The sequence below is a fragment of the Acidobacteriota bacterium genome (assembly GCA_016208495.1).
Classification (GTDB): Bacteria; Acidobacteriota; Blastocatellia; order Chloracidobacteriales; family Chloracidobacteriaceae; genus JACQXX01.
This window is the reverse complement of record JACQXX010000172.1, coordinates 1-11,722: the sequence shown is the minus strand read 5'-3', so window position 1 is coordinate 11,722 and position 11,722 is coordinate 1. Positions and strand designations below refer to the sequence as shown.

Below are 11,722 nucleotides of genomic sequence, written 5' to 3'. Positions count from 1 at the left end.
TAGTCAGTAGTCAGTAGTCGAGTGTGGGGATTTGAGGACTTGTGTCAAGTGGATTTGGTTCTATTTGAGTCAGTTAGGAACAATTCTTTTCAAGAATTCGATGAATTCAACGATCTGGGTTTTATCTACTGACTACTGACTACTGACTTATCAACTACTGACTACTGACTTATCATCTATTGACTACTGACTTCCTCAATATCGAAACATCAGAAACAACAATTTCCACTTCAACCCGACGTCCAGTTTTGCATTTTTCACTTTGGCTGCCCAAAAGTTGGTATTGGCAAGGTTGGCATCGGTGAAATCAGTCCCGGTCAAATTGCAGCGGGTCAAGTCTGCCCGTTCCAGATTGGCTTTATTGAGTTTGGCAAAGCGCAGGTCAGCGCGCTCGAGCTTGACTTCCTGCAGGCGGGCATTGAGGAGCGAGGCAGCGGTCAAATCAGCCAGGGCCATGGTTGACCCATTCAGGTTGGCGTTATTGAGATTGACGCCACGCATTGAAGCACCAGTTAACTCGGCATCCTCAAAGCTGGTATTTTCCAGGTTCATCTCGGCCATTCGGGCATCCACCAGACGCGAATTTTTGAAACTCACTCCTGGTAAACTCATCCGGCGCATATCAACCTGGGACAAATTGGATCCGCCGAAGGTGGCACCAGCAAATTTGGCGACGCGCAAATCCATGCCGGTCATATTGGCGTTGAGTTTACTCTTTTCAAAGTTAGCCCCTTTGATAACGGCGCCGACCAGACTGACTTTTTCCAACCGGGTGCCGACAAATTGCGCGTCAGTGAGCCACGCCAGGTCAAAATTGGCTTCCAGGATGTCAGCTTTTTCAAAGTCAACACCCGATAAATTGGCGCCGGAGAAATTGGTTTGAACCAGCTTGGCCCGAATGAGCTTCGCCCGGCGCAAATCAGCGTCGCGGAAATCGGCATACTTCAGGCTGCTATCGGTCAGGTTTGCTCCGCGTAAATTGGCGCCGGGAAGGCGCAAGTAATCAAAGGCAATTTCCTGAAGGTCGGCTTCTTCAAAAATGGCGCCGTCAAACCCAGAGCCCTTGAGATACACCCGACGTAAGTTGGCCCGGCTGCAATTGGTGTCACGTAAATTGGCTGCTTCCAGCGACGCGCCTTCGAGATTGGCGCCTTCGAGGTTTACGGATTCAAGGTTGGCATTATTGAGCGTTGAAGTCGAAAGATTGACTCCCTTGAGCACGGATTGACGCAAATCAGCACCCGTTAAATTGACATTGGTCAGGACTGCCCGCGTCAAATCCACGGCTAACAGTTTCGTGTTTCGAAACAGGGCTTTATTGAAATTGGCGGTGGCGAGTGTGGCACCTGTGAGATCGGCATTAGTAAAATCAGCACCGCGTAAATCCCGCCCCGACAGATCTTTTCCAGACAGGTTGGCGGAGGTAAAGTCTGGAATGACCCCTTCATTGTGAGTACGCCACTCGTTCCATTCAGAACTGAAAAGCACTTCCAGATGTGCAGTGTTGACCATAGATAAAAGGAAAGAAGATGAGGTGGACTTGAGACCAGGACTTTGGGTTGAGTTTCAGCAACTTATCACAATCATATAGGTTCGCCAAGAAACCTCGACTCAAATTTGTTCATTTTGTCGAGCCGCCGGCTGGGGGGTGAAAGATTCGAGTTTCAGTTTTTGAGCGGAGTTCATACCCAATTCCACGCCAAACAATCGTCCGAGTAAACCAGGACCGAATGCAGTTTGCGGCAAACAACCCCGCCACCCACGGCCCGAGCAAACAATAGCCAGCCCACCGGAGCCACCCGGCCTGGACTCCCGCCGGTAGGACAGATTTAACCGCGGCCAGTGTCTGAGCGCTTTTCGCAACACTGAGCAGGTATATCAACACCACGATGAACTGCGCCAATATCCAGGATCCATTCATTCCAGCCACCAGGCTTCGCCCCAGAAAACTCAAAAACACCAGACTGTAGAAAACATACCAGCCGCTTGCCATTTTCCAGGTGCCGGGGTTGTAGACGCGAGTGATGATGATTTGGCGGGTGGTAAATTCCCAAAGATCGCGAAACGAGGTAATGCCTGGCGTTGGAACCAAACAGGTTGGGGTAAACACAATCGGACGACCAGCACTGCGAACCGCCTGGGTCAACGCATAGTCGTCACTCACGGCACCTTGCCAGTGACCGGCGATATCCAGTTGTTCGAAATCAGTTCGGCGAATCGCCATTGACCCGCCCCAGGCAAAATTGTTTTTGCCGGGCCCAAGCGATGTCGCAATCGAGCCATTCCAGGCTGCCCGGAGCAGATTTGGCCATCTTCCAACACTGAGTGGGAACCACCGATACCCGGTCGTTGCCGCCACGGTCGGATCAGCCAGCGGCTTTACCAGTTCCAGCAGCCAGTCACGACCAATCCCAACGTCTGAGTCCAAAAAAGCCAGGACTTCCGCCTCTGGATGTACCTGTTTCACCCCAACAAGCAAGTTATGAACCTTTTGCCCGCTGTGATTGGCTTTGCCAGCAACCACCAGTCGCATCATTTCGGGATAGTTTTGGCATAATTGTGATAACACGGGGAAGGCTGGATCGGTTGGTTCCTCAACCATTAGAATGAGTTCATAGCGTGGATAATCTAACTCGGCCAGTACGGAAAGCGTTCGCTCCAATCCTTCGTCAACCCCCTTGCACGGGAGAAACACCGCAACCCGAGGTAATTCCGCCTCAGTCATTTTGCCCCGCTGCAGTTGGGCCAGCCGACACAATTCCAGGAAGCGAATTCCATCCCGCAACGAAAAAAAACCCTGCACCACAATCGGCAGGGCAATCAAATCCAGCCAGGAAAAAAATGAAACCATGAAGAATCTGGTTAGTGGTTCGTGGTTCGTGGTTCGTGGTTAGGGAGCATTAAAAAACAACTTCCCGATTTTCATTTGGGTCGAATCCATTTTCTTTTGAGTTCGATGGCACTTTCCCTGACAAAAGCTCAGACCCCATTGAAGTCTTTGGATTTCTTTTTCGTGTTTTTCGTGTTTTCCGTGTTCTGAAATTCGATCTCTCCGGGTGACTTTCGATAAAAACGGGAAGTTGTATTTTTACAGTCCCTTAGTGGTTCGTGGTTCGTGGTTAGTTCCTGGTTTCGAAAACCCGGAACCCGGAACCCGGAACCCGGAACCCGGAACCCGATGGCTGGTTCTTTTTCGAAAAGTATTGATTTCTAACCACTAACCACTAACCACTAGCCACTAAAGGGGTTCTTCATTCAATTGACTTTTCCCTGCACCCGACGAATGGCCTTAATCGCTGATTCATAGTCGGGGTAATAATCGAGCGCGGCATCATATTCGTGAAGGGCATCCAGCCATCGTCGCTGCATTTCCCGCACTCGCCCAAGATTATAATGTGGGTAGTAATAGCATTCATATCGTTTAGCCACCATGGCTTTTTTCAACCACGGAATGGCCGAATAAGGATCTTCCTTTTCAATCAGATAGGCGCCGATGTCGTTATAGGGATTCCCAAAATCCGGGTCAACTTCAATCGCGTTTAAGCATTCGGCAATCGCGCGGTCAAGGTCGCCTTTAAAACTATAGGTCCACCCCAGAAAAGTGTGGGCTTCGGCGGTTGGGTAGCGGGCGATTGATTTTTCATAACATTCAATCGCTTCGTCCAGCTTCCCTTCCATCTGGAAACGGTATGCCTTTTCAAAGTATTGAAAAGCCTGGCGACGTTCGGGTGAATCTTCCCCGTGCCCCCATAATGCATCCAGGGTATCGTTCTTTGATTCAGTCATAAGCGTCCATCCAATGGCTGATCTTTATTCGAGTTCAGGGTTTTGAGGAGTTCATTGCCAGGTACCAGTTGGTTCAATTCACCATTGAGCCCATGCGGTGTGCGCTTGAGGCATATGACCGGCGCTTATGGCGCTTGAGCCGTTGCGCGTCAAACACGGTTTGGACTCCGGCTTCGTCAAGCAAATCAATCAATTCCAGAAAAAGCCGGGCCGTCGCAAAGGCATCGCCTCCAGCCCGGTGACGATCTTTAATTTCGATACCGTAGTGGGCAGCCACCGTGTGCAGCCGGTAATTTTCCAAACCCGGCACCAGTGTCCGAGCCAGTTTGACCGTGCACAGTGATGGATTGGTTAATCTGACCTGAGTATCTGCCAGGGCTAACTCCAGGTTCAGGAATGAATAATCAAAGTTGACGTTATGGCCGACAATCACGCTGTCCTGGAGTTGCGCGGAGACTGGTTCGATGATTTCAGCAAACTGGGGAGCTTCGGCCACCATGGCATTGGTGATTCCAGTCAGGCTGGTAATCAGCTCCGGGATGAACATTTGCGGATTGACGAGGGTGGAAAACTCACTGACAATAGCGCCTCGCTCGATCCGATAGATCGCAATTTCGGTGACGCGGGCGTAGCGGGTGCTGCTTCCGGTGGTTTCGACATCCACCACAGCATAGGTGGTTTCCCGCAATGAAATCGGCTGAGCCTTGCGCGGGAGCCAGGCCACACACCCATTGGGCAACACCTCAGCTTCGGGAATTTCCTTGAGCAGCGGTTCAAGCAATCGGCAAACCATTTGAACTGAACCATTAGCCGTGAAAAAGAGTTCGCGGCCCAGTGTTTCAAGCGGAACCGGATGCGGCGCTGTTTCTAATTTCAAACGAAGACGTTGGACCAATCCAACTGGTGCGATCATACCTTCAAGCTTTCCTCATCTCTGGCCTCCGGCCAGTTTTCACAAATTTTGCTGTAAGGACCACATCAAATCATGGAAACACACGATTTTGAACACCTTTTAACTGAAACTGGTGCCCTCTTGAGCGGTCATTTCCGACTGAGTTCTGGGCTGCATAGCGGAAATTATGTGCAATGTGCCCGCCTGCTGCAGTTTCCCAATATCGCAACTCAGATTGGCCAGGATTTGGCTGATGAACTCAAAAAACATTTGACGGATCCACCTGACTTCGTCGCCGCGCCAGCGATTGGGGGAATTTTGATTGCTCACGAAGTCGCCCGCGCATTTGGCGTTCGCTGTCTGTTTACCGAACGCGAAGGCACGGAAATGAAATTGAGGCGTGGCTTTCAGGTTGAGACGGGTGAACGTGCCATTGTGATCGAAGACGTTGTCACCACTGGTGGATCAACCCGTGAAACCATGGCGACACTCGAAAAAGAAGGGGCGCAGATTATTGCCGTGGGTTCAATCATTGACCGCAGTAGTGAGCCAGTTGATCTCGGGATTCCTCGGGCAGCACTCATCCGGTTGCAAATTCCCTCTTATAAACCGGACGCCTGCCCGCTCTGTCAAGCCGGAATGGCCGTCGTCAAACCCGGAAGTCGGAAAATGTCAGAATGACAAGGTGACAAAGTAACAAGGTGACAGGGTGACAAGGTGACAAGGTGACAGGGTGACAGGGTGACAAGGTGACAAGGTGACAAGGTGACAAATGACAAGGTGACTGGGCTACTAAATATTCTCTTTGAAAGAGTTACCTCAAAAATCTTACCATTTTGTCAATCAACTACTTTGTCACTTTGTCACAAAGTCACCTTGTCACCCTGTCAAAAGGTCACTTTGTCACCCTGTCAAAAGGTCACCTTGTCACCTTGTCAAAAGGTCACATTGTCAAAAGGTCACCTTGTCATTTCAACAATCCGCCGGCTCAAATTCCTGCCTGACCAAAATGCCGACTCAACTCTTCCCCGCTCTAAATAATCGCCACACAGATAGATACCAAGTTTTTCAGCCGCCTCGCGTAGGGCTGGATCCAGGGTGGCACCGGTCGGATTGGCAAATCGCCAGCGTTTGATATGAATCCAGCGAACGGTGGGCAAACTCATTCCAAATTCCTGTTCCAATGAACCAATGGTGGCGCTCAGAATTTGATCATCTGGTAATTCCATGGCCCGTTCACTGGTGTGTGGCGTGAGTTGGATGACAAGTCCAGTTTCGGATTCTGGAACCCGGTTTGGCACCAGGCGCTCGACCCAGGCCATCCAGCCAATCGGATGGGCATGATCCTCAGCTCGTAAACCGCCGATACTTTGAAGTTGGTAATCCCGAATCATCCGCAAAAGCACCGTCAAACAGGGGTGATACGTCACCTGGTCCAGGGCTTCGGCCAGTTCAGTCAGGGGTGCCGGGAGTGGAAAACTCCGCTTGAGCAACTGCGCGGCCTGAGGTGCTGGCAAGGAAATCACGACTGACCGGGCGCTGATTTGGCCGCCGAGCGTGGTGTTATCACCCCTGGTATGGAGGTCCCACACCTGCTGGTCTTCATTCCAGCGGATGCCTTCAGCATAGGTTTGGAGGTTCAGATGCTCTGGATCCAACTGTTCGGCCAGGGCGGTCGGCAACGCATCCATCCCTTCGGCAAAGCTGTACCGAAACGGATATTCAAGCCCAGAACTGGCCATCTGATCTTCTTCTTCAAGCGCGGCAGCCAGGGCTTCGTCCAGGTAGGAAAAAGGATATGCCACCACCGGCGCCGACAGCCGATGAAGCCGGTCAGCCAGCCCGATCTGGCGCAAAAACGCGGCAAACTCAGGGGTTTTGACCGTGAAATACTGCGCCCCATCATCAATGACACAGTCCGCCACTCGACGGGAGTTCATCCGGCCCCCTACGGTGCGGCTCTTTTCGATGACTTCACAGCCAATACCCTGTTGTTTTAATTCATAGGCAGTGGTTAGACCAGCTAACCCAGCGCCGATGACGGCAACTTCCATATGTGTGGTGACCAGTCTGTAAGAAGATGGACGAACGAATTGAGGATTGGGACAAGGGTTCCGGTCTGGAAACCAGGGTTCAGGGTTCAGGGTTCAGGGTTCAGGGTTTTCGAAGCTTTTGGTCTCTCAGGTCTTAGTGATCCCGAAATCCAAAACCCTGGGTTCCAGCCCCCTTATCATTTCCCTTACGAGGAATGCCGAATGACCCCCAGTGTCACCAGTTGTGGTGCTGGGTCAGGAGACACAGCGGTCAGAGCCGTTGCGGCAACTTCGCCGGTTTCTTCAGGCCGATGTTGATGCGCGTGATAGGAACTGCGAACGAGCGGACCTGATTCTACATACCGGAACCCCATCTCCAAAGCGATTTGCTTGAGTTCGGCAAATTCATCAGGTGGGTAAAATCGTTCAACCGGCAAGTGGCGCAGGCTTGGGCGCAGGTACTGACCGAGCGTCAAAATATCGCAATCCACCTGACGGAGATCCCGAATTGTCTCCAGCAATTCCTCACGAGACTCACCCAGGCCGCACATAATTCCTGACTTGGTCAGCAGCGGAAATTCAGATGAACGTCGAGCAGCAGCACGCTCAAGGAGTTCCATGGATTGGGCATAGTGAGCATCTGGACGAACGCGCTTATACAGGGCCTTGACCGTTTCCGTGTTGTGGTTGAGCACATCGGGGCGGGCATCCAGCACAATCTCAAGTGCCTCCCAGTTACCTTGAAAATCCGGGATCAAGACTTCGACTTTGCAGGTGGGAATTAGATTTCTGATTTCACGAATGGTGGCGACAAACTGGTGGGCGCCGCCGTCGGGGAGGTCATCTCGATTGACTGAGGTGACCACGGCATGCTGTAACCCAAGTCGCGCGACGGCTTCGGCAACGTGGCGTGGTTCAGTCGGATCCACCAGCCGGGGCTTCCCTTTTGAGACCGCGCAGAACCCACAGTGGCGGGTACAAATGTCGCCAAGGAGCATAAAGGTCGCGGTTCGATTGGAAAAACACTCGAAAATGTTGGGGCACCGGGCTTCCTGACAGACCGTGTTGAGCGTCAGGTCGTTGACCATCTGGCTCACTTCCTGAAATGTCTCGCGGGCCGTCAGGCGAATTTTTAACCACTCGGGTTTGGGCTCAGGTCGGATTTCACGTCGTTTAAAGGTTCTTCGTTCCATAAGGGCATCTTAATTGGCAACTGGAAAAGTGCGCAACCGTTTTGGTCTTTTGGGTGAAGGGACAAGATTCTGACTTGCGACCAGAGTGCCGGGCGCGCTAAAAAGAGATGACTCAAAAAATATCGAATATGCGCTCATTGTGCGCACTTGCCTACCTGAGTCAACTCAAAATGTCTGAATCCCACGAAAGCCTCTCTTTCCCCTCCTGAGCTTTTATGTTGATGCGGCGTCTGACTCCATTTTTGTGTTCACTCTGGCTCCTGATGGGCTGGTTCACAATTGCCGGGTTTGCGCAGACCTCCACAAAACCCGTTTCCTCCCAATCGAAACCACCAATTCGCCAGAAAACACCTCCCTCACCGACAGCCGGGTGGGCAAACCTGACCACACTCAAGGTACTGTCACGCCCCGCGTTTGAATTTCCGACGCTGTCAGATGATTCGGTGGCCGCCGCACTTTCCCCAGATGGCACCTGGCTGGCTGTCAATTACCAGAATACTGCCATTCGGCTTTGGAATTTGAAGACTGGCGCTCCAGGGTTGGAACTCAAAGGCCATTCCGACATGATTTTGGCAGTGGCTTTTTCTCTGGATGGCACCTGGCTGGCGTCTGGAAGTCGTGACACCACCATCAAACTCTGGAATCTTACCACTGGCAAAGAAGTCGCCACACTCACGGGACATCCCGGAGATGTCAGCAGCGTCGCCTTTTCCCCAGACGGGAAATTGCTGGCATCAGCCGGATTTGGCACTCCCTGGCGACTCTGGAACCTCAGCGACCATCAACAGATTGGGCTGTTTGATGGACATATTGACTCGATCTTTGGATTGACATTCTCGCCGGATGGACGATGGGTGGCCACGGCTGGACGCGATAAAACAGTCAAAGTGTGGGATGTCGCCAAACGCCGAATCAAAGCCACCTTTGAAGGCCACACCTTTTGGGTTCAGGCAGTGGCGTTTTCTCCGGATGGAAGCTTGCTGGCATCAGCCAGTGGCGACGGCACGGTTCGTCTGTGGAATCTCGCCAAAAACAAACCGGAAACCACACTTCCCGGCCAGGGCGTGGGACTGGTGGCCGTGACATTTTCACCGGATGGAAGCTGGCTGGCGGTCGGCGGCGGAGATGCCTCAGTTCGATTGTGGAAAATCGCCACCCGACAGTCGGTCCAGCCGCCAGTTCGCCACACGGGACCGGTTCGAAGCGTCTTTTTTTCCCCGGATGGCACATTCTTAATCACCGCCAGCGATGATCAGCAGGTAAAATGCTGGCCGATTGAATTTTAGGGCCAGGGGTTTGGATCTCGCTGGCCGTGACCGTGGGCTTCGCACCACGGCTATTACACGACGACCCTCCGGGCCTCAAACCCTTATCCTGGCGCTTCTGGCCCTCAGCCCTGAAAAAGGAAACTCTCATCTATGGACTACTCCCAGTATGAAATCTTAGAGACGATTCGCATGACCGAGATGGAAAATCTCGACATCCGGACTGTCACCATGGGGATTTCACTCACGGATTGTGCTGGACGCGATATTCACCAGGTTTGTGCCAGCGTTCAGGAAAAACTCCTGCGGTATGCCAGCCGGCTGGTGCCGACGGTGAACGAAATCGGCCAGGAATATGGTCTTTCAATTGCCAATAAACGGCTTGCCATCACGCCTTTAGCCAATGTCGGCGCTGCCTGCCAGCCCCACAATTATGTCAAACTGGCTCAGGCGGTTGATGAAGTCGCCAGTCAGGTGGGAGTTGATTTTATCGGCGGGTTCTCGGCTCTGGTTCATAAAGGCACGACCAAAGCCGAAGATCACTATCTGGACGCCTTACCCGAAGCGCTCGCCGTCACCAAACGGCTGTGCGGTTCGGTTTCAGTTGCCACCACCCGGGCAGGCATCAATATGGACGCCATTGGCCGCCTTGGGTATCTGCTCAAAGATCTGGCAGCTCGCACGGCTTCAACCCATGGCCTTGGCTGTGCCAAATTTGTGGTCTTTGCCAATCCGGTCGAAGACAACCCGTTTATGGCTGGTGCCTTTTATGGAGTTGGTGAACCGGAAGTCACGGTCAATGTTGGCGTGAGCGGTCCGGGTGTCGTAGCTCACGCCGTTAAAGCAGCTGGAGATTGCGATTTGGGTGACCTGGCTCAGGTCATCAAACGCATGGCCTTTAAAATTACCCGTGCCGGTGAACTCATCGGACGCGAAGCCGCCAGACGGCTGGGTGTTCCCTTTGGCATCATTGATTTGAGTCTGGCGCCAACACCGCTGGTCGGAGATAGCGTTGGCGAAATCCTGCAGGCCATGGGCATTGATATGCCTGGCGCTCACGGGTCAACCGCAGCGCTGGCGATGTTGACCGATGCCGTGAAAAAAGGTGGATTGATGGCGTCAAGCTATGTCGGTGGACTCAGCGGTGCATTTATCCCCGTTTCCGAAGACCACGTTATGATTGAAGCCGCGAAAACCGGCGCACTGACCTTTGATAAACTGGAAGCCATGACTTCGGTGTGTTCGGTTGGGCTGGATATGGTTGCGATTCCAGGGGATACGCCTCCGGAAATCATTTCCGGAATTATTGCCGACGAAGCCGCCATTGGCATGATGAACAACAAGACCACGGCCATTCGAATCATTCCGGCACCAGGCAAGAACGTTGGCGATATGGTTGAATTTGGTGGACTTCTGGGCCGGGCGCCGATTATGGCGGTCAATCCAACGCCCTGCCATCGCTTCATCAATCGCGGAGGCCGAATTCCGGCGCCAATTCAGGGGCTGAGGAATTAGGGTTCAGGGTTCAGGGTTCAGGGTTCAGGGTTCAGGGTTCAGGGTTCAGGGTTTTCGAAACCAAGCACCAGTTACCACCTCATCCATTTTCAACACCTTTCACCTCATTCATTGACTTATGATTCGGGAAATACATCAGGCTCGATCACGCCAGGAGCTAGACTCACTGGCCAATCAAATCCTTTCGAAAGCCAACCGGCAAATTCACTGGTTCAGTTCCTACAACGCGGCTGCCGAAGCCATGGAAGGCTGGGGATATCTGAAAGAAGCCGACTGGCTCCGGCTCATTCAGGATAAATCGCTCGAAATCACTCAATCGAACCGGGCATCCCGGTCTGAACACCGTTTCTAGCCTAAGGGAGGGTTAAAAAACAACTTCCCGATTTTCATTTGGGTCGAAGCCATTTTCTTTTGAGTTCGGTGGCATTTTCCCTGACAAAAGCTCAGACCCCATTGAAGTCTTTGGATTTCTTTTTCGTGTTTTTCGTGTTTTTCGTGGTTTCCTGTTCTGAAATTCGATCTCTCCGGGTGACTTTCGAGAAAAACGGGAAGTTGTATTTTTACAGTCCCTAAGTTCAATAGCCGTGGTGCGAAGCCCACAGTTACGGCCAGGTCGAGATCTTGAGAAAAGTTGCATCCAACTGCTGAAGAAAAACAGAAATCTCCTGAAAAAAAGCTTGACAATTGAGGGGGGGGGGCGCCTTATTGTGTGGCAAGTAGGTTTTATTTTGGCCACCTGCACCATCGCCGGGGTTTATGCTCAGGCAATCCAACTTGCTTTGCCGGTTGGTTATTCTTCAGTCAGCAAGGAATATTTCCTCAAATCAGACGTCACTTTCAGGTGAATACAGTTGAGAGTTCCGCCTTCAGGCGGTCGGTTTTTCTTTTGCCATTCTCGAAACTGTTGGAAATTGCTTATCGTGCCCGGCTGAAGATCGGGCGTAGATGAGTTCACCAACGTTGAAGTCTACTGGAAACAATGGTTTATGGGTCGAACACTCTTCCGAATCACCATGGTTGCGGTGTGCGCCGCTCTCT

General features: G+C 52.1%; 10 protein-coding genes. 4 read left to right on the top strand and 6 right to left on the bottom strand.

Features of this window, described 5'->3' with window-relative positions; translation table 11 throughout:
* Positions 1–195 precede the first annotated feature (195 nt).
* From HY774_29735 to HY774_29720, 4 genes are all read right to left on the bottom strand, one after another.
* The gene (locus tag HY774_29735) at positions 196–1,512 is read right to left on the bottom strand and encodes a pentapeptide repeat-containing protein (GenBank protein MBI4752691.1); all 1,317 of its coding nucleotides are present in this window, start codon (positions 1,510–1,512) and stop codon (positions 196–198) included.
* 109 nt (positions 1,513–1,621) lie between these two features.
* Positions 1,622–2,851, bottom strand: coding sequence for a glycosyltransferase (locus HY774_29730; GenBank protein ID MBI4752690.1), 1,230 nt, complete (start codon positions 2,849–2,851; stop codon positions 1,622–1,624).
* A 404-nt stretch (positions 2,852–3,255) separates the two neighbouring features.
* On the bottom strand, positions 3,256–3,786 hold the full coding sequence (locus tag HY774_29725) for a tetratricopeptide repeat protein (GenBank protein MBI4752689.1): 531 nt from the start codon (positions 3,784–3,786) through the stop codon (positions 3,256–3,258).
* 73 nt (positions 3,787–3,859) lie between these two features.
* The gene (locus tag HY774_29720; protein MBI4752688.1) at positions 3,860–4,699 is read right to left on the bottom strand and encodes a hypothetical protein; all 840 of its coding nucleotides are present in this window, start codon (positions 4,697–4,699) and stop codon (positions 3,860–3,862) included.
* Between the two features lie 72 nt (positions 4,700–4,771).
* Between HY774_29720 and HY774_29715 the strand changes: the two genes are divergently transcribed.
* On the top strand, positions 4,772–5,359 hold the full coding sequence (locus tag HY774_29715; GenBank protein MBI4752687.1) for an orotate phosphoribosyltransferase: 588 nt from the start codon (positions 4,772–4,774) through the stop codon (positions 5,357–5,359).
* A gap of 278 nt (positions 5,360–5,637) precedes the next feature.
* Here the strand turns inward: HY774_29715 and HY774_29710 are convergent, their stop codons facing one another.
* Positions 5,638–6,732, bottom strand: coding sequence for an FAD-dependent oxidoreductase (locus HY774_29710; GenBank protein MBI4752686.1), 1,095 nt, complete (start codon positions 6,730–6,732; stop codon positions 5,638–5,640).
* 185 nt (positions 6,733–6,917) lie between these two features.
* Positions 6,918–7,904: a lipoyl synthase gene (gene lipA, locus HY774_29705; protein MBI4752685.1), complete on the bottom strand. Its 987-nt coding sequence runs from the start codon at positions 7,902–7,904 to the stop codon at positions 6,918–6,920.
* Positions 7,905–8,119: 215 nt separating this feature from the next.
* On the opposite strand from lipA, the gene HY774_29700 reads away from it, so the two are divergent.
* The 3 genes from HY774_29700 to HY774_29690 all read left to right on the top strand — a co-directional run bounded on the left by HY774_29700 (position 8,120) and on the right by HY774_29690 (position 11,036).
* Entirely contained in the window at positions 8,120–9,190 is a 1,071-nt protein-coding gene (locus HY774_29700) for a WD40 repeat domain-containing protein (protein MBI4752684.1), read from the top strand.
* A 132-nt stretch (positions 9,191–9,322) separates the two neighbouring features.
* Positions 9,323–10,684, top strand: coding sequence for a PFL family protein (locus HY774_29695; GenBank protein ID MBI4752683.1), 1,362 nt, complete (start codon positions 9,323–9,325; stop codon positions 10,682–10,684).
* A 118-nt stretch (positions 10,685–10,802) separates the two neighbouring features.
* Complete coding sequence (locus tag HY774_29690) at positions 10,803–11,036, top strand: hypothetical protein (protein MBI4752682.1); 234 nt, start codon at positions 10,803–10,805, stop codon at positions 11,034–11,036.
* Positions 11,037–11,722 lie beyond the last annotated feature (686 nt).